The organism is Veillonella parvula (genome assembly GCF_040097785.1).
GTDB lineage: Bacteria > Bacillota > Negativicutes > Veillonellales > Veillonellaceae > Veillonella > Veillonella parvula_D.
The window spans coordinates 140,045-162,598 of sequence record NZ_JBBNNS010000004.1 but is presented as its reverse complement, the minus strand read 5'-3'; the positions used below and the strand labels follow the sequence as shown (position 1 = coordinate 162,598).

At 39.9% G+C, this 22,554-nt stretch carries 3 protein-coding genes and 1 rRNA gene; all 4 read right to left on the bottom strand.

Annotated features, from left to right (window positions below):
- A 16S ribosomal RNA gene (locus tag AAA071_RS08245) occupies nt 1–100 on the bottom strand; the annotation flags it as partial.
- 549 nt (nt 101–649) lie between these two features.
- Nucleotides 650–1,399: a hypothetical protein gene (locus AAA071_RS08240; protein ID WP_156697417.1), complete on the bottom strand. Its 750-nt coding sequence runs from the start codon at nt 1,397–1,399 to the stop codon at nt 650–652.
- A 91-nt stretch (nt 1,400–1,490) separates the two neighbouring features.
- The gene (locus tag AAA071_RS08235) at nt 1,491–11,834 is read right to left on the bottom strand and encodes an ESPR-type extended signal peptide-containing protein (RefSeq protein WP_349234133.1); all 10,344 of its coding nucleotides are present in this window, start codon (nt 11,832–11,834) and stop codon (nt 1,491–1,493) included.
- A gap of 518 nt (nt 11,835–12,352) precedes the next feature.
- A complete protein-coding gene (locus AAA071_RS08230) occupies nt 12,353–22,393 on the bottom strand; it encodes an ESPR-type extended signal peptide-containing protein (RefSeq protein WP_349234132.1) in 10,041 nt (3,346 codons plus the stop codon).
- Between the last annotated feature and the right edge of the window lie 161 nt (nt 22,394–22,554).

The window sequence follows — 22,554 nt, the reverse complement described above, 5'->3', positions numbered from 1 at the left end:
AAGATTGATAGAAGCAAGCTTCCATCGCTCTTCGTTCGACTTGCATGTGTTAAGCACGCCGCCAGCGTTCGTCCTGAGCCAGGATCAAACTCTCCAAGATATCTTGAAGCTATTTGAATAGCTCATTTGTTTTTGTTGTCGCTACATTGAAGTAGCTTTGAATTATGGTTGGTTTTGACTATGTCAAAACCCGCACTCTGGCATATGTTCAATCGTTTTGATTGATTACCTATCATTGTTCAGTTTTCAAAGATCTGTGCCCCTTCATATGGGGTACTTGAATATAATAACATTTCCATATACTCATGTCAACAAAATTTGGACAAATTTTACTACAAATTTCAGAAAATTTTTACCATTATTTTTGCACAATTTCACGGCCTAATTTTACAGATTCGAAACTTGAGTTATATCACTCTTTTAGACATATCATATAACGAGAATTTAAAGCAAAAAAAAGCCGCAACAAGAATGCATATATTGCATTCAGTTGCGGCTTCTTGCCTATATAACAGTGTGTTTATAGAATCCCTTATTTGCATTTCAACACTGTATATTAAAAACTTTTATATATAAGGTATTGCATCTGCATTTCCTATACAGCAAAAGTTATACATATAAAGATTTAATTATATGTGTATTTAGATGATTAGTTATCTGTCTGAATCGCTTCACGAAGGTTAATTTCGTGCATATCGCCAACAGAAGGTTCTTCTGTAGACATATTCTTCACAGTTTGTTTTGTAGCAAACCAAACTGCTTCGTTCATGTAATAACGCAATTCTTCATTAGATACATGTTCTTGATCTTGAGCCATGATATCAAGCATAGCATCTTCCAATGCTTGTGCTTCTTCATCAGTCAAAGGACCGCCAACGGCCTTTTGTTTTTGAAGCAATTCATTCATGCGATCAACCATGCTGCGCAATACATTGTAACCATAGCTATTTGTATAACCTTGGTCCTTATCATATTTAGGGAATGTGTAATAGCTATACTCGTTTTTATTACGGTTTTCACCATTCCAGTTCAATGCAGTTTCTTGGCCATGTACATAACCTAAAGAATGTTTACGGAAATAATCAGCATAGTTATGCTTATCTTTAGAATGTAACCATTTAGCTTCTTCTTTAGTTAACGCTTGATGATTATTCTTTTTGCTTTCAGCTAAAGCAATATGTTTTTCCGCATTTTCCCATGCTTTCACAAATTCATGGATACTTTGCACCGCCTGAGGGCTAGCCACAGGAACCAATACAACAGAACCTGTTGTAGGCGCTTTAGCCGGATTTGGTAAAAGCAATGGATCATCAAATGTAGCAGATGCCGCATTAACATGTAATACGCCACTGCCGAATAATACTGCCGCTGTGAAAGCAAGCAAAGTGGATTTTTTCATTATATATTCCTCTTTTCTATCAACGAATTAAATCGGGTGGGAGGATTCCCTAAAGGGGAATCCTCAACCCGTAATGTTCAGTATGAACGTATTATAAACCTAGTCTTGCCATCATTGCAGCAATATTAGCTTTCATTTGTTCATTTTCAGCTTTCAAATCAGCTACTTCACCTTTTAATCCTTGATTTTCAGCTTTCATTGCAGCAAGTTCACGTTGCATTGCATATGTAGAACTGATAGGTCCTTTACGATAACGATCTGCAGTTTCTGCTTCGCCGTCTCTGTTACCTACTTTCCAAGTTACACCAGCATTTGCCATCATATGGCTATTGCTGCCTGCCCAAGCAACACCAGCATGTAACATCATGGATTCATTTTTATAATGAGCCACACCTAATGCCAATGCGGAGTCGCCACGGTAGTTACCGTAACCTGCCATAATTTGAGTAGGTTCGTAAGGGTCATAAGCCATAGGTTTCAATGCGGACAACGCGGAGGACATCGCACCAACTTGACGAACTTCGTTTACAACATTATTCATGCTGTTAGCAACACGATTAAGTTGGGAACCATTAACAGCATCAGTAGAAGTGGAGCTAATTTCGCCTGGTGCTACGTTAGTAATCTTATTACCACCGTTGTTTAAACCAGAGCTTGTTAAGGATACGCTGCCACCACCATTATTTTTGATTGTGATACCGTTACCGTTTGTCACAGTTGTATGACCGGAGTTATCCATAGTTGTAATGGAATTGATACCAGTAATATCTTTTGCCAAACGAACATTCAAGCTGCCGTTGTTGTCAGAGATAACACCGATATTGTTTGCAGTGGAAAGTTTGCTTTCATCAGTAACGCCACCTTTAACAGTCACTTTTTGACCTAGGTCACGATGGAATTCACCTTTATCACCTGCAAAGTCTAAACCAGCTTTCTTAAGGCCGTCGATACCTTTCTTCAAGTCGCCGATGTTAGCACCATTTGTTAAGCTGCTGCTATTATCAGCGATATTGTTAATATCTTCGCCTTCGGCATAACCACTTGCCATGTTAACAACTTTATTACCGCCATTGTTCAAGCCGTCCTTAGTCAATGTTACTGCACCAGTACCATCTTTAGGGGAACCTTGACCTGCTGGAGGAGTAGTAATGGCAACACCGTTGCTGCTAACAGTAGTAGTTACTTTTTCACTACCCATGCCAGATGTAACAACCACACCATCTGCAGTTGTGCTTGTTCTCTTAGTCTTTTTGTCAGTAGTTACAACACCGTTAACAGTCAACTCAGTGGACTTAGTTGGATTATCTACAAGTACACCTTTAGCTGTTGTTTGAGTTGTATTATTTTGACCATCAGATACTTTCACATTATCTGCAGTAAGAGTAGTCTTATTACCAAATGTATCAGTGCTTGTAACACCTACACCGTTTGTTACAGTAGAGAATTTCTTATCGTCAGTAGTGGTAATCACACTGCGTAAGTTCAAGTCTTTTTTGATATCTACAGTGTATGTTTTAGACTTATCTGCATTAACTGTAGTTTCTACAGTTGTATTGCCGCTATCGCCAGCTTTCACTGTTGTAGTTGCTGCCGCCATGCTGCTCTTCAACTGTTGAACGTTAACTGCATCTGTATCATTTACACCAGCTGCCACGTTAGTAATCTTTTGATTATTTGCGTTTAAGCCTTCGTTAGAAATGTAAGTTTTACCGCCTACAGATACGCCCTTATCATCAAGAACAACTTGTTTGTTTGGATCGGAACCAACAGTTACGGAATCAAGACCTTTAAGGTTCTTAGCGAGTTTAACGTTCAAGTTGCCGTTTTCATTAACTACGCCAATGTTACCATTTGAAAGTTTAGAAGCATCAGATTCGCCACCTTTGAGTTCCAATGTTTGACCGAGGTCTTTATGGATAGCTTCACCGGAGTCGCCTTTGAAGTTCAAGCCTTTCTTAGTCAAGTCTTGAGTGTTCTTATCAATTTTATTATCTACAACTTTTAATTGATCTTCTGTTGCAGCTTGACCGTTAGTGATGTTATTAGGATCCCAAGTTCTGTTAGTCAAGTTGTTTACAGTACCGTTTGCACCGTTAACTAAAACTTTACCAGCATTGATTGAGCCCTCTGTACCATTGATAGTTACTGCATTAGTACCTTCACCAGCTTTCACGATACCTTTAGTACCATCAATGTGAACTGCTGTATTACCAGAACCTAATGTTACAGTATCTTTCAAGCCTACAGTGAAAGTCTTAGCTTTTGTAATAGCGTTGATTTCTTCCTCAACATCAATATTTTTACCAGCTTTTACCTTAGTATCGGACGCAGCTTTTACTTCGTTCAATTGATTCAAGTTAACTGCATCAGTACCATCAGTACCAGCTTTTACATTCTTGATTTGAGTATCGTTAGCGTCAAAGCCATTAGCTGTAACGAATTTCTTACCACCGATTGTCAAACCATCGTTGTTGATAGTTGTTTGACCAGTTGTTACGCTGTTCAAGCCTGTTAAATCTTTTGCAAGTTTAACATTCAACTTACCGTTTTCGGATACAACACCGATATTGTTGTCAGACAATTTAGCTTTATCAGAAACGCCACCTACAACATCCAATGTTTGACCAAGGTCTTTATGAATTAAATCACCAGAGTCAGCTTGGAAGTTCAAGCCTTTCTTAGTCAAGTTTTCAGTGTTCTTATCAATTTTGTTATCTACAACTTTCAATTGATCTTCTGTTGCAGCTTGACCACTTGTGATGTGTGCAGGATCCCAAGAAATGTTAGTCAAGTTGTTTACAGTACCGTTTGCACCGTTAACAAGAACTTTACCAGCATTGATGTTACCTGTTACACCATCGATTGCTACTTTACCAGCGTTGATTGTGCTGTTTACACCATTGATAGTTACTGCGTTCGCACCGTTACCAGCTTTCACGATACCAGTTGTACCGTCGATGTTAACAGCTGTGTTACCGGAACCCAATGTTACAGTGTCTTTCAATGCAACTGTGTAAGTTTTAGCTTTTGTAGTTGGATCTACAGCTTCATCAACGTCGATGTTTTTGCTACCTTTTACTTTTGTATTAGATGCAGCTTTTACATCGTTCAATTGTTTAACATTTACAGCATCGTTATCTTCTACGCCAGCTGTTACGTTTTTGATTTGCGTATTGTTAGCGTTGAAGCCATTAGCTGTAACGAATTGTTTGTTGTTGATTGTCAAACCATCGTTGTTGATAGTTGTTTGACCAGTTGTTACGCTGTTCAAGCCTGTTAAATCTTTTGCAAGTTTAACATTCAACTTACCGTTTTCGGATACAACACCGATATTGCCGTCAGACAATTTAGCTTTATCAGAAATACCACCTACAACATCCAATGTTTGACCAAGGTCTTTATGAATTAAATCACCAGAGTCAGCTTGGAAGTTCAAGCCTTTCTTACTGTTGTCTGTAACTTTTTGATCTACAGATTGCAATTGATCTTCTGTTGCAGCTTGACCGTTAGTGATGTTATTAGGATCCCAAGTTCTGTTAGTCAAGTTGTTTACAGTACCATTTGCACCGTTAACTAGAACTTTGCCAGCATTGATGTTACCTGTTACACCATCGATCGCTACTTTACCAGCATTGATTGTGCTGTTTACGCCATTGATAGTCACTGCGTTAGCGCCTTCACCAGCTTTTACGATACCTTTTGTACCGTCGATGTTGACTGCATTATTACCGGAACCTAATGTTACAGTGTCTTTCAATGCCACTGTATAGGTTTTAGCTTTTGTTACATTATCTACAGTTTCATCAACATTGATGTTTTTGCTACCTTCTACTTTTGTATTAGATGCAGCTTTTACATCGTTCAATTGCTTAACGTTAACAGCATCGTTGTCTTCTACACCAGCAGTTACGTTTTTGATTTGCGTATTGTTAGCATTAAAGCCATTAGCTGTAACGAATTGTTTGTTGTTAATTGTCAAGCCATCGTTGTTGATAGTTGTTTGACCAGTTGTTACGCTGTTCAAGCCTGTTAAGTCTTTTGCAAGTTTAACATTCAACTTACCGTTTTCGGATACCACACCGATGTTGTTGTCAGACAATTTAGATTTCTCAGTAATGCCACCTACAACATCCAATGTTTGACCAAGATCTTTATGGATTAATTCGCCAGAATCAGCTTGGAAGTTCAAGCCTTTCTTAGTCAAGTCAGTGCTATTGTCAGTGATTTTCTTATCAACAATTTTCAATTGGTCTTCTGTTGCAGCTTGACCACTTGTGAAGTTTTTGCCATCCCAAGTGATGTTTGTCAAGTTATTTACAGTACCAGCAGTACCGTTGACAGTCACTTTACCGGAGTTGATAGTGCCGTTTGTACCATTGATAGTTACAGCATTAGCACCGTCACCAGCTTTTATGATACCTGTAGTACCGTTGATGTTGATTGCATTATTGCCGGAACCTAAAGTTACATTGTCTTTCAATGCTACTTTGTAAGTTTTAGCTTGTGTATTAGGATCTACTGTGGAGTTAACATTGATGTTTTCGCTACCTTCAACTGTAGTGTTAGATGCATTTTTAACTTCATTCAATTGATTCAAGTTAACTGCATCATTGCCATCAGTACCAGCTTTTACGTTTTTGATTTGTGTGTTGTTAGCATCAAAACCGTTAGCTGTAACGAATTTCTTACCACCAATTGTTAAACCTTCGTTATTAATTGTTGTAGCACCAGTTGTTACGCTTGTTAAGCCAGTCAACTCTTTAGCGAGTTTAACATTCAACTTACCGTTTTCAGATACCACACCGATGTTATTGTCGGACAATTTAGCTTTATCGGAAGTACCACCTACAACGTCTAATGTTTCACCAAGGTCTTTATGAATGCTTGTAGCATCATCGCCTTTGAAGTTCAAGCCCTTCTTAGTCAAGTTGCTACCGTTGTCAGTGATTTTCTTATCAACAACTTTCAATTGGTCTTCTGTTGCAGCTTGGCCGCTTGTGATGTTATTAGCATCCCAAGTGATATTTGTTAAGTTGTTAACAGTACCTTTAGCACCGTTAACAAGAACTTTACCGGAATTGATATTGCCTGTTACACCGTCAATCGCTACGTTACCAGCAGTAATTGTGCTGTTTGTACCGTTGATAGTCACAGCATTGTTGCCTTCGCCGGCTTTTACAATACCTTTTGTACCATCGATGTTAACAGCTGTATTGCCGGAACCCAATGTTACTGTGTCTTGTAAACCAACTGTATAAGTCTTAGCTTTAGTAAGTGGATCTTCAGAATCAGTTACATTGATGTTTTTACCTGCTTTTACAACTGTTTTAGCTGCCGCTGCGTTGTTGGATACTTCTTTCAACTGTTTAAGGTTAACTGCATGGTTATCCTCTGTACCAGCTTTCACATTTGTGATTTGAGTATCGTTAGCATTGAAGCCATTACTTGTAACAAATGTGTTGCCACCGATTGTCAAACCATTGTTGTTAATAGTTGTAGCACCAGTTGTTACGCTGTTCAAGCCTGTCAAATCTTTAGCAAGTTTAACATTCAATACGCCGTTGTTATTAACTACGCCGATGTTATTTTCTGAAAGTTTAGATGCGTCAGCTTGACCGCCAGAGATTTTCAAAGTTTGACCAAGGTCTTTATGAATTGCAGTACCTGCATCACCTTGGAAGTTCAAGCCTTTTTCTACGATTTCAGTTTTTGTAGTATCAATTTTATTATCTACTACTTTCAATTGATCTTCTGTAGCAGCTTGACCATTAGTAATAGCTTTAGGGTTCCAAGTTCTGTTAGTCAATTCGTTAACAGTACCTGTAGTACCATTGATTGTTACTTTACCGGAGTTGATAATACCATTTGTGCCGTTGATAGTCACAGCATTATCGCCAGTACCAGCTTTCACGATACCTGTTGTACCGTTAATATTGATAGCTGTATTACCAGAGCCTAATGTTACTTCATCTTTCAAGCCTACAGTATATGTTTTAGCTTTAGTTACATTGTCGATACTTTCATCAACTTTAATGTTTTTACCTTCAGCTACCTTTGTATTTGCTGCAGATGCACTGTTGGATACTTCTTTTAATTGTGCCAAGTTTACTGCATCGCTGTCGATTGTACCACGAGCAACGTTAGTAATCTTGTTACCACCATTATCCAAGCCAGTTTTAGTAAGAGATACAGATGCATTGTTTGTAGCACCGTTGCTGATAGTTACACCGTTGGAAGTAACTTTTGTATCGCCTACAGTTACGCTGTTCAAACCTTTAAGGTCTTTTGCCAAACGAACTTTCAAATCGTTAGAACCATCGGATACAACACCGATATTGTCTTCTGCAGTCAATTTGGAAGCTTCAGTAATGCCACCTTTAACGTTAACTTGTTCACCAAGTTTTTTATTGATTACGTTACCGGAGTCAGCACCGAATTTCATGCCTTTATTGATCAATTCTTCTTTAGTCTTGAACAATTGGCTGCCATTGATAGCATCTTTAGATGTAGCTGTTACAGCACCATCTTTTACATTTGTAATTGTAGTGCCGTCAGCACCTTCCAATGTTACCTTAGTCTTATCAACAACACCGTTATTGATGTCATATTTAACAGCACGATCTGTCAATTTATCTACAGAAGTCTTGGATGCAATGTTATTGATTGTAACTTGCTCTTTAACGCCTGCATGGTTTTTATCCTCTACGGTCAAGGATACTTCACCATTGTCGTTTACCTTGTAGGAACCGTCAGCGCTAGAGTTTCTTACAAGACGATAGTCAGTTGCACTGCTACCTTGTTGAGTAATTTGTTCACTAACTTTTTTCAACTGATCTTCAGTCGCTGCACGACCAGATACGATAGATGTGGAATCCCAGTTCTTATTGCTCAAGTTAGTTACATAATTACCAGTTTCACTTGCATGTTTCGTATTTTGAACAGTTTGAGCGCCCATTACAACAGCACCAGCAGTTACTCTACCTGCTGTACCATCAAGAACTACTTGATTGTTACCGCTACCCAATGTCACTTTGTTGTTCAAACGAAGATCATATTTAGCGCCTTCAGTGCTTGTAGCAGGAGTTGTTGTCAATTTAAGGTTATCATCGGAAACAGTTACTTTTGAATGTTTGCCTGCTTCGATTTTCACATCATGTAATTGGCTGCCATTTACAGCATCTGTAGAAGTAGAGGATACTTCACCAGCTTTCAAGTTAGTAATTGTTGTACCGCCTTGGCCTTCCAAAGTAACCTTGTTTTTATTAACAGTAGTACCGTTAAGATCATATTTAACAGCACGTTCTGTCAATTTATCCAATTCAGTTTTGGATGCGATATTGTTGATTGTTACCGTATTAGCAGGGTTGTTAGGATGAGCTTCATCTTTAACTTTCAAATCAACTTTGTTGTTTTCTACAGAGTAAGAACCATCTGCAGAATTTGTATTATTGATCAAGCGGTAATCTGTTTTAGCCGCATTAGTAGTCTTGATTTCATCAGACACTTTTTTCAACTGATCTTCAGTTGCTGCACGACCAGATGTGATGGTAGGATTCTGAACATTCCATTCTTTATTGTCCAAACCAGTTACATAGTTTTTATTGTCGCTATGTTTACCTACACGAACAGAACCTGCAGTTACGCTGTTCAAACCTGTTAGGTCTTTTGCTAACTTAACATTAAGGTTTCCGTCTTTAGCTACAACACCGATGTTATTGTCAGATAAAGCACCTGTAGCGCCACCAGTAATACCTAAAGTATCACCAAGTTGTTTATTGATTTTAACATTGTTATCGCCTTGGAAGCTCAAGCCTTTAGCGATCTTGTTAGTGTTATTTGTGATATTAGTAGTATTGATATCTTGTTGCTCTTTAGAAGCAAGGTTCGTCAACTTAACTTGTTTAGGGTTGGAACCATCAGCATCAGCAACAGTCAATGTCATGCTACCATCAGCAGCTACTTTATATTCGCCATTGCTACCTGCTGCAGGGTTTGCAATCAAACGGTAGTCAGTTTTGGAAAGACCATTAGAGATTTTAGAGATATCAACATCGAATGTTTGATTGTCATTACGTGTCAATGTCAATCTCTTACCGTCATTGGATACTGTACCGGATGTAACATACGTATTTTTCAAACCTGTTACTTCAGCAGTCAAACCATTTGTACCGGTCATGTTAATCTTGCCGTTACCGTTTGCTTCATACGTTGCAGAACCACGTTGCAAGTATTTATCGTATTTTGCAGCAATACGAGAAATATCACCAATATTAGCCGCATTAGTTAATGTATCACCGCCAGATTGCACATTGGTAATTTGATAACCACCAGCATTGATACCGGTTTTGCTCATAGATACGCTACCAGTTGTAACGGAGTTGAAGTTTGCATTATCAACTGTTGCAACTGTAACATTGTCTCCGGCGCCTTCTAATTTAATATTTTTACCAGCGTTAAAGTTCACTGTACGGTTTGGAGCTTTTACGTCTTTAACCTTTTGGCCATTAACTTGAAGTTCCCAACCTTGGTTTACGGATTGAATTGCTTCATGAACAGTGTTTTTACCTGTATCACCAATATTAGTCATGGTGATAGTACCGTTTTGGTCAACCTTAGCATTACCGCCTAAGATATTTTTAGTGCTTTTAGCTACATTACCTACTGCATTAGCAACGCCATATAATTGGCTACCATTAATAGCATCTGTAGATTGTGCATTCACACGACCAGCTGCTACGTTAGTAATTGTACGTTTTGTAGAGTTATTACCTACGCTAACGGTAGAATCAGCAGTACCACCAGCATAGTTATATTGCAAACCGTTAATAGTTTCACTAGCAGTGCTTACAGGAGCAGCTGTTGCAGAATTAGCACCTAATGCAACGCCACGAACATTATTTACTGTTGCTTTGCTACCGAGAGCTAAGCCTTCGTTTTCTTGTACACTTGCTTCGCTACCGATTGCTACCGCATCAGTTACTTCTTTTTGAGCTTTAAGTTTAGTGATTAATTCAGGATTATCTTTGTAAACGCTACGATCACGTACACGTTCTAATGTACCAGCTTGAGCGCTTACGCCCAATGCGATGGAGCGGGAACCGGTTGCTTGTGCATCATCACCGATAGCCACAACATTTTTCTTGTCCCCATCTTGAGTACTTAACGCACTTGCTTCACGACCCATAGCAATAGAGCCGTAACCTTCGGAATGAGCATTGTTACCGATAGCTGTAGAACGTTCGCCTAATGCCCATGCCGCATTACCTGCAGCCACAGAGGAACCGCCCAATGCATAAGTATCATTACCCAATGCCACGCCGGAACCACCATGAGCACGCGCGGAGTTACCTACGGCAACGGAGTTATTTACTTTATATTGAGGGTCATTTTGAATACCGGATTCAGCATTGTTACCAATGGCAATGCCGTCCATTGCACGAGTTTTGGCATTGTTACCAAGAGCAACCCCGTTATCACGATAATGTGCTGCACCGTTACCGATAGCCACGCCTTGAATACCTTGAGATGTCGCATGATTACCGATGGCTACGCCTCTTACATAACCTTCACCTTTATAATTTGAACCTGATGCTACATACGCACTAGTACCCATAGCTACGCTATCTTCGGTATCTGATTTAGCACCTTGACCAATAGCAATGGAACGAGCTGCATTAGCTTGGGTATTAGTAGTTTCGTCATATGCTGTATACGGTGTGCCATTATCATCATATTTAGGAGTTGGATTTGCAGAACCGATAGCAATAGATTGATCACCTGTTGCCAATGCAGAGTGCCCCATAGCCAAGCTAGCTTTACCCTGTGCAGATGCAGCCGTACCGATAGCTGCCGCATATTGTTTGCCAGCATAGGCTTGTCTCATCATAGCCAAGGAGTTAAAACCTTTTGCTTTAGCAGCAGAACCGACAGCAATAGCGCCGATTTCTTCAGATTGAGCATAATGGCCTAAACCGATACCCAACGCACGAGATTGAGAATAGTCGCCGATAGAAATACCGGATACGGATCCATCTTTAGCACGTGCATTAGCTTTATTACCGATTTGGATGCCGAACACCTTATTATTGGTATATAAGTGTCCTTGTCCTGGATTCCCTGGTGTTTTGTAATCATACATATTAATAGTTGGTGCACCAGGGTTTGGTGTTAACCATGTCACACCGCCCGCAGTATATTCCTGACGATCCGCATTAGCCGGTGTTAAAGCAACCCCTCGATCAGATTCTGCCTGAACACCCGAAACCAACCCACTACCGCAGGTTAAAACCATAGCCGCCAAGCCAACTTTTACCGAAGCTTTAGCGGAATTACTAACAAAGCTTTTGGAGCCACGAGTATGGCTTTTTGCGATTTCAGATACAACGACATATGCGCCTCGTACCTGACTCCAAATTACCCTATAAATACGATTCATTTAGTAGTACCTACCTTTCACACAGTTTTATAAGGGATTCTAAAACCAACACTAAAACACTAAAAATAATAAAATTTTCATCAAAAATTTAATTACTATACATATAAAATATCAGATTAGTTTATGAATGTAAATATATTTTTTTCACATTTCGCTCATTTATTTTCAGAACTTTAAACTTCTTTTAAAAATTGATTTTCTTACTCATTTAAATATATTTTCAATCATAAAAACCCTTGCTACAATGGGCCAAACAACACTTATAATCTAAAACTAATGATTTTATAGTAAATTAATCATATTCATAATTTTCGATTAAAATTATATGTTCTGTATTATACACTATTATGAAAGGTTTGTGAAGTCAAATACAAAAAAAGAACGAAAGTCTTTTCACAGTAGACTTTCGTTCTTTCATTTTATATACCATATAGGGTTAAAATCATCTAATCTTCATGGGTATTTTCTGGTACATCAACAGATTTTACCGCATGAATATAAAATGAAATTTATATGATTTACATGCCTAAACGACTCATAATAAGAGCTAATTGTCGTTTAGTTTCTTCGTTATCTTTCTGTAGACGAAGGTTGTCTTCTTTCAATGCCGCATAGTCTGCAGTTAATTTTTCATCCTGCGCTTTCATGCGTGCATTTTCAGCTTTCAAAGCAGTCATTTCATCCTGCATTACGTACATAGAGCTGATAGGACCGCCCTTATACCGTTCAGGAATAGCCTTCTTCTCATCAGAAGAACCGAATTTACGAGTTACACCGGCATTCACCATATTATGACGGCTACCAACAGATACACCTGCATGGAACATAGTATCTTCCGATGTGTAATGCGCAACACCTAAAGCCGCTGCGGTTTCACCTCTGTAATTGCCGATACCAGCCATCACTTGAGTTGGTTCTAACGGATCGTATTGAATTGGTTTCAACGCAGACATCGCCGCCGCATGAGCACCTACACGTTGTGTTTCGCCCGCCACGGAATTAATTGCATTAGCCATTCCCTCCGTAACCCCCTTCAATTGATTTACGTTAACCGCATCCGTTCCGTTTACACCAGGACCTACATTGCTAATTGTTTTACCACCGTTATTCAATCCATCTTTAGTAAGGCTTACGGTGTTACCGCTAGCAGGAGTAATGGTTACGCCACTGCCGTTCACAACCGTAGAGTTACCTCCAGCATCCTTAGTCGTTACTGACGTAAGACCTTTCAAATCTTTCGCCATACGAACTTTAAGATTAGTGCCGTCAGATACGACGCCTAAATTATCTTCGGCCGTCAACTTGCTAGCATCAGTAATACCACCGACTACGTTTACCTGTTCGTTAAGCTTTTTGTTAATCACATTACCAGAATCGCCACCGTATTTCATACCATCGTCTTTGGTTGCCACTTGATGTGTCTTGCCCTGTTCATCTTGGTACTTAATACGAGTAATAGCATTGCCTCCGAGATCAGAATCGCCCTTATCAGCGGTAATATCCGCATTACGACCATCTTTGCCAGTTAAACCGATGTGACCAACGCCGTCTTTACCTGACATAGATACAGCATCTTTACCGTCTTTACCTGTAACAGCTACTTTTCCGTCTGTGCCATTCGCAGCGTCTGGACCTGTAATGGAAACGCCATCTTGACCATTTTTGCCGACTTTCACCTTATCAGTATTGACCGTATCAGCAGTAACTGTTTTGGTAGTAATACTATCGGTCTTAAGATTCTTAGCCATTTTAATAGTAACATTACCATTTTCGGCTACCGTTTTAATATTTTCGCCAGAATAGTCACTATCAGCCCCTTGACCTTCACCTTTGATGGTAACCTTTTGACCTAAATCACGGTGGAAATCACCTGTATTACCGGCAAAATCCATGCCTTTCTTCGTAATGTCATCACCTAAGTTATTAATCTTATTATCCAAGGCTTTATGGGACTTCTGCAATTGATCTTCTGTAGCAGCACGACCGCTTGTGATATTGTTAGGATCCCAATCTTTGTTTTCCAAACCTGTCACATGACCGTCCTTGCCATCAACAGAGACCTTACCTGCTCCAATCTTACCATCTTTACCATCAATAGTTACCTTGTCGCCAGCCTTAATTGTACCGTTTGTACCGTCAATCGCAATATTACCAGCCTTGATTGTGCCTTTATCGCCATCGATTTCAACTTTATCACCTGCTTTAATGGTGCCTTTGTTGCCGTCGATTGTAACCTTGTCACCGGCTTTGATCGTACCTGTTGTACCATCCATCGCAATTTGTTTCGTAGCATCAGATCCCATTGTTATTTGGTCTTTGAGGCCCACTTTGTAATTTGTAGAGCCATCACCATTAGTGGTCTTATCAACTTTGATATTATTACCTTCTGTTACGATTGCCTTAGCAGCGTTAGCCGCTGTATCCAATTGAGATTTATTAACCGCATCCTTAGGATTTGTACCGTCAGCTACGTTTGTAATCTTATTGCCGGCTGCATCAATACCATCTTTCGTCATAGATGGACCATTGGTAATCTTCACGCCGTCCTTTGTAATAGCAGTCAACGGGTTGCCATCCTTATCTTGAACGGTCATGCCTTCACCATTAACAACGGTTTTACCGTTTGCACCATTAGTGCCATTGTTGAAAGTTATGGAATCTAGGCCTTTCAGATTTTTTGCCAAACGAACATTAAGGATATTATTCTTGCTAATAACTCCAATATTGTTTTCGGTCAACTCAGATTCATTGGTGACACCGCCCTTAATGTCCAATTGTTCATTAAGTTTCTTCTTGATGGTAGTGCCGGAGTCGCCACCGTATGCCATGCCATCATCTTTGGTTGCCACTTGATGGGTTGTACCATTTTCATCTTGATATTTAATGCGCGTGATTTCATTTCCATTAATATCAGCAGCGCCTTTATCAGCGATAATATCCGCACTATGACCATCTTTACCAGTTAAACCGATGTGACCTACACCGTCTTTACCGGACATAGACACTACATCCTTGCCGTTCTTATCTGTAACAGCTACTTTACCGTCGGTGCCAGCCCCATCTGGACCTGTGAGAGATACGCCATCCTTACCGTCTTTGCCGACTTTCACGGATTCAGCCTTAAGATTTTTGTTCATTTTTACATCAATTGTTGTATTACCTGTTGCAGCATCTTGTTTGATGAACGTCTTAATATTGTCACCGCTATAGTCGGTATCAGCAGCATTGCCTTCACCTTGAACAGTGATAGTAGAGCCTAATTTATTAGTTTGTACACCGCCTACATTGGCATTGAATTTGAGACCTGTATCAGTTTGACCCGCCAAAGCTTGTTTCAATTGATCCTCTGTTGCAGCACGACCGGATACGACTTTACCTGCGTCCCAAGTCTTATTATCAAGCCCTGTCACGTAGTTACCTGTATTAGCAGGGGTTGCACCATCGGCTTGTTTACCCATGGTTACAGTACCGGCTTTTACAGTTTCTGTAGCCGTAACAGTGGTAACGTTAAGATCTTTCTTCAATTTTAGACCAATCTTAGTGTCGTCACCGGTTTGCGTGATTTCCGTCGTAATATTATCGTCGCCGTTTACCGTTACCTTGGAGCCTAATTTATTCGTTTTTGCATCATTATTATCTGCGTCAAAACGAAGACCTTTATTGGTCAGTTCAGTCTTAGCGTCATTAATATTATTGTTGAGTTCAGTTTTAGTGTCAGCGATATTTTTATTTAATTCGGTTTTAGTATCGCCAATGTTTTTATTTAATTCAATCTTTGTATCAGCGATATTCTTGTTTAACTCAGTTTTAGCTTCATGTAATTGACCGCCGTTAACCGCGTCTTTGGAATTAGCCGCAATATTACCATCAGCAACATTGGTAATCTTTTGATCATTCGCATTGATGCCATTTGGAGATACATAATTCTTACCGCCTACGGTCAAACCACCACCATTGATGGTTGTTCCACCAGCTGTTACGCTGTCCAAACCAGTTAATGTTTTAGCTAACTTCACGTTTAACGTACTGCCATCAGATACGACACCAATATTATTATCAGTTAAATCTGCAGCTGCAGCTCCGCCTTTAATGGCAACAGTACCACCTAGCTTCTTGTTAATAGTTGTGCCAGAATCACCGTCAAAATTCAAGCCTTTGTCCACTTCGGATTTAGATGCTACATCTTTAATCGTTACGGTTTTTGTTTTATCCGGATGGTTCTTATCCTGTACGGTCAATGCTACGTCACCATTGGCATCTACAGTGTAGTCACCATTAGAGCCTGCCGTAGGATTCGCAACGAGACTAAAGTCTGTTGCACTAGCACCTTGTTTCTTAACTTCATCACTAACCGTTTTCAATTGGTCTTCCGTTGCTGCACGGCCAGATGCAATCGTAGGATTATCAATACTCCATGTCTTATTATCAAGACCTGTTACGTAGTTACCCGTATTAGCAGGGGTTACACCATCGGATTGTTTACCCATAGTTACCGTACCAGCTTTCACAGTTTCCGCTGCCGTAACAGTGGTAACATTAAGATTTTTCTTTAATTTAAGACCAATCTTCGTATCGTCACCAGTTTGTGTAATTTCTGTGGTGATGTTATCGTCGCCGTTTACCGTTACCTTAGAGCCTAGTTTATTAGTTTTTTCAGCGTTATTATCCGCATCAAAACGAAGGCCTTTGTTGGTAAGTTCAGTTTTAGCGTCACCAATATTTTTGTTGAGTTCAGTTTTAGTATCACTGATATTTTTATTCAACTCGGTCTTAGTATCGCTAATGTTTTTATTTAACTCAGTTTTAGTGTCATGCAATTGACCGCCGTTCACCGCATCTTTGGAGTTAGCCGCCACATCGCCATTAGCAACATTGGTAATCTTTTGGTCGTTCGCATTGATGCCATTTGGAGATACATAATTCTTACCACCTACGGTCAAACCACCACTATTGATGATTGTGCCACCAGCTGTTACGCTTTCCAAACCAGTTAATGTTTTAGCTAACTTCACGTTTAACGTACTGCCATCAGATACAACACCAATATTATTGTCAGTTAAATCTGCAGCTGCAGCTCCGCCTTTAATGGCAACAGTACCACCTAGCTTCTTGTTGATAGTCGTACCAGAGTCACCGTCAAAGTTCAAGCCTTTGTCCACTTCGGATTTAGATGCTACATCTTTAATCGTTACGGTTTTTGTTTTATCCGGATGATTCTTATCCTGTACGGTCAATGCCACGTCACCGTTAGCAGCTACAGTATAGTCACCATTGGAACCCGCCGCAGGATTAGCAACAAGACTGAAGTCCGTTGCATTAGCACCTTGAGTTTTGATAGCTTCAGTAACTGTCTTCAATTGATCTTCTGTTGCAGCACGTCCGCTAACAGCAGTAGGATTAGTTACGCTCCATGTCTTATTATCAAGACCTGTTACGTAATTACCCGTATTAGCAGGGGTTGCACCATCGGCTTGTTTACCCATGGTTACAGTGCCGGCTTTCACAGTTTCCGTAGCCGTAACAGATGTAACATTAAGATCCTTCTTCAATTTAAGACCTATCTTCGTATCGTCACCGGTTTGCGTGATTTCCGTCGTAATATTGTCGTCGCCGTTTACCATTACCTTGGAGCCTAGTTTATTCGTTTTTTCAGCGTTATTATCTGCGTCAAAACGAAGGCCTTTGTTGGTAAGTTCAGTTTTAGCGTCATGCAATTGACCACCGTTAACCGCATCTTTGGAGTTTGCAGCAATATCACCATTAGCAACATTAGTAATCTTTTGGTCATTTGCATTGATACCGTTCGGAGATACATAGGTCTTACCACCTACAGTTAAACCTCCAGCATTAATAGTTGTGCCACCCGCTGTAACACTATCCAAACCGATTAATGTTTTAGCTAACTTCACGTTCAATGTTGTACCATCAGATACGACACCGATATTATTGTCCGTCAAGTTTGCAGCTGCGGCGCCACCTTTAATAGATAACTTATCACCCAACTGTTTATTAATTACAGCGCCGCTATCTCCATCAAAGTTAAGACCTTTAGCTATATCTTGCTTATTCTTACCGATGTCAGTTGTATTTTGAGCAATATCAGCCTTGTTCTTAGTTATATCTTGTTTATTCTTACCAATATCAGTCGTATTCTGAGCAATGTCAGTTGTGTTTTGAGCTATTTTATCCTTGTTCGTATTAACTTGCGTATTAACAGATTTCAACTGATCTTCCGTTGCAGCACGACCAGTTACGGCTTGTGGATTATCTACATCCCAAGCAGTATTGGTAAGACCAGTTACCGTGCCTGCAGTACCATCCACAGATACAGGATTAGCAGTTCCTAAGGTGATTTTATCCCCTAATCCGACAGTATATTCCTTACCGCCGGCTGCATTTGTACCTTCTTCTACAGTGATGTTGCTGTTTTTAGCTTTCACAGTACTTGCCTTAGCAGTTCCACCGATAGCATCCTGCAACTGACTGAAGTTAACCGCATCAGTAGGATCTGTGCCTTTTGCTAGACCGGTAATCTTTTGATTATTTGCATTGATACCGTTTGGCGTTACGTAGGTCTTGCCGCCTACGGTCAAACCACTACCATTAATAGTTGTTCCACCAGCCGTTACGCTATCCAAACCAGTTAATGTTTTAGCTAGTTTCACATTTAATGTGCTGCCATCAGACACGACACCGATATTATTATCCGTAAGATCCGCCATAGCACCACCTTTAATGGTAACAGTGTCGCCTAATTTTTTATTAATCGCAGCACCGCTATCGCCGTTAAAGTTTAATCCTTTATTGATATTGGTTACATTTGTATTGACCTTATCATTAACGGATTTCAACTGATCTTCCGTAGCAGCTCGACCACTTACAGCTTGAGGATTATCCGCGTTCCAAGACTTATTATCGAGCCCTGTTACAAAGTTACCGTTTGCACCGCCTGCACCACCTGATTGTTTGCCCATAGTCACAGTGCCGGCTTTCACAGTATCAGCAGCAGTAATAGTAGTAACATTGAGATCTTTCTTTAATTTAAGACCGATCTTAGTATCGTCACCAGTTTGGCTGATTTCTGTCGTGATATTATCATCGCCGTTTACCGTTACCTTGGAACCCAATTTATTGGTCTTAGCACCGCCTGTATCCGCATCAAATTTGAGACCTGTATTAATCACATCATTCTTCGCAGTCGATATATTATTGTTTAGCTCGGTTTTAGCATTATCTATATTGCCATTCAGTTCAGTTTTAGCGTCATTAATATTTTTATTGAGTTCAGTTTTGGCATCACCGATATTTTTGTTTAATTCAGTTTTAGCATCATTAATGTTGTTATTTAATTCGGTTTTAGCCGCATGAAGTTGACCGCCGTTAACTGCATCTTTGGAATTAGCCGCCACTTCACCATCAGCAACATTAGTTATTTTCTTGTCATTCGCATTAATACCGTTCGGAGTTACATAGGTCTTACCGCCTACGGTCAAACCACTACTATTGATAGTTGTACCCCCAGCCGTTACGCTATCCAAACCGGTTAATGTTTTAGCTAGTTTTACATTTAATGTGCTGCCATCAGATACGACACCGATATTATTATCCGTCAAATTCGCAGCCGCTGCACCGCCCTTGATGCTAAGCTTATCGCCCAACTGTTTGTTAATTACAGCACCGCTGTCTCCATCAAAATTTAGACCTTTAGCAATAGTTGTATTGATTGTAGAGATAGCATTTTTATTAGTCGCAATATCTTGTGTGTTCTGAGTAATATTTTGCTTGTTTTGTGCAATATCAGTCTTATTTTTACCGATATCAGTAGTATTTTGAGCTATATCAGTCTTGTTCTTAGTTATATCTTGTTTATTCTTACCGATATCAGTCGCATTTTGAGCAATGTCAGTTGTGTTCTGAGCTATTTTATCCTTATTTGTATTGACTTGCGTATTAACAGTTTTTAACTGATCTTCCGTTGCAGCACGACCAGTTACGGCTTGTGGATTATTTACATTCCAAGCAGCATTAGTAAGTCCTGTTACAGTTCCTGCGGTTCCGTCCACAGTTACAGGATGTGCCGTACCTACCGCAAGTTTATTGCCCAATCCAACAGTGTATTCCTTACCACCATTCACATTGGTACCTTCTGTTACGGTTACATTTGCATCCTTTGATTTTACTGTAGTCGCCTTTGCAGTACCACCGATAGCACTTTGTAATTGACTGAAATTAACCGCATCGTTAGGCGCTGTACCATTAGCAACACCAGTAATCTTTTGATTATTAGCATTGATGCCATCAGGTGTTACATAGGTTCTAGCACCTACACTCAAACCATTTTTACTAATAGTAGTATTTCCTGCATTAACGCTCTCTAATCCTGTTAAATATTTTGCCAACTTTACAGTCAATCTACCGGTACCATCGGATACAACACCAATATTATTATCGGATAATGCCCCTGTAGCACCGCCTTTAATGACTAGAGTATCACCTAATTTTCTCTTAATCGAAGCACCTGTATCGCTGCTAAAATAGAGCCCTTTTTCAAGAGTATTATTGATAGTGTTAATATCATTCTTATTAGTAGTAATATCACCTTGTATTTTTGTGATATTTCGTGCATTGGCACCAATACGGCTTGAGTTATCTGAGATATTCTGCGTATTTTGATTAATAAAATACTGATTGGAATTAACTCTCTCATTAACCCGCTTTAACTGATCTTCCGTAGCAGCACGTCCTGTAACAGGTGCTGGATTATTTACATTCCATGATGTATTGGTAAGACCTGTGACCGTTCCTGTACCACTATCTATGGTTACAGGATGCGAGGCCGCCCCTTTCCCTACAGTAATCTTATAATTTAAGCCAACAGTATACTCCTTACCACCTTTCGCCGTTGAGTTTTCCCTTACCGTAATATTACCATCATCATTTGCTTTTACAATGGCTTCTTTAGCTGTACCGTTAATTGCGCGTTGCAACTGACCGTAGTTAACTGCGTCCTGACTACCGCTACCGTCTGCAACACCTCTAAGCTGTTGATTATTGGCATTAAGACCACCTGTTGACACATAGAGTTTACCGCCTACAGACACCCCTTTATTATCAATCGTAGCAGTTCCCGCTGTTACGCTATCCAAACCAGTTATTTTTTTAGCCAATTTCACATTTAGTGTGCCATTTCCGTCTGCTTGAACCCCAATATTGTTGTCAGCCAAAGCACCGCTAGCGCCACCTTTTATTCTTACTGTGTCACCTAATTTTACTTGGTTCTGAACAAAGTTATCACCATAAAAGAACAATCCTTTATCGATATTGTCTTTATTATATCTAATAGCATCGTGGATTGTGCTTTTACCTGTAAAACCGATATCGCTCATCGTTAATTTACCGGTATCAGGATCGAGAGCTGCATTACCGCCAAGGATATTTTTAGTTGTAGTGGCTAAATTTCCCAAACTATTTGCGACACCAAACAATTGACTACCGTTAATAGCATCTGTAGACGAAGCATTCATACGACCTGCAGCCACATTTGTAATCGTACGTTTTACCGTATCATTACCGATACTTACGGTAGAATCTGCCGTTCCCCCCGCTAAATTCTTATACCACAAACCATTTACAAGTTGATTCGGTGTACTATGAGTATCCGCAGTTGCAGAATTTGCACCTAATGCAACAGAACGAATATGATTTTTCCCTACTGTTGTATTTCTACCAAGTGTAACGCTATCCTCTGCATAGCTAACTGCACGATTACCGATGGCAATACTATTTTTCTGAACTGAGTCAGAGTCTGTACCAATAGCTATAGAAGAATCCTCACGGGCATTACTTTCCCAGCCCATTGCAATGGAGTTGAGTCCTACTGCATAGGAGTTTACACCAAGAGCTCTGGACCCTTCGCCCTTAGCTTGTGCATTATTACCGATTGCAACGGCCCATTTACCTCTTGCCTGCGACCCGTTACCCATTGCAACGGCACCACCGGCAGCAGCTTTAGCATTATTACCAAATGCCATAGAGGATCCACCCCAAGCTCTGGCATTAGTACCAAATGCCTGATCGTTATCGGCGCCCACATAGTTACCGGCCTCATCATATCCAGCCCAAGATGTATTACCAAGGGCAAAGCCATTCAAAGAAGCTACTTTTGTCAAATTACCGATAGCAACGCCATTATTTACTTCAACGGTTGCATTTCTTCCGATTGCAATGCCTTGCACATTACCAACATTAGCCCTATTAGTTTTTGTAACAGTAGCCCCTGTCCCCAAAGCCACACTGTTATCTGCCATTGCTGTACTATTGTCACCTATCGCTACAGTGCCATTTTTAGCCTGAGCACCAGCCCCTTGCACAATAGTACTCCCATGCACGATCATTGGAGACATCATGGACATACATAAAGCCGTAGCAATTACAGACCCAGACATCTTGGCAAATACCGATGTCATTGTCGATCGTTTCGACATATTTTTCGCTGTTTCAGCCACAACGACATAACATCCCTTTGTACGACTCCAGATTACTTTAAAAATTCGGTTCATCTCGTCTTACTCCTTGCATAAAACTATCAGATTATATGAATATAATAAAATATTTTATAATTATTTTAAAAAGTAAAAATACAGTTAATATATGGCTATTTACCGATGCATATCATATTAAACATATCATATTCTATACTAAAAGTAAAAAAATTTTCACT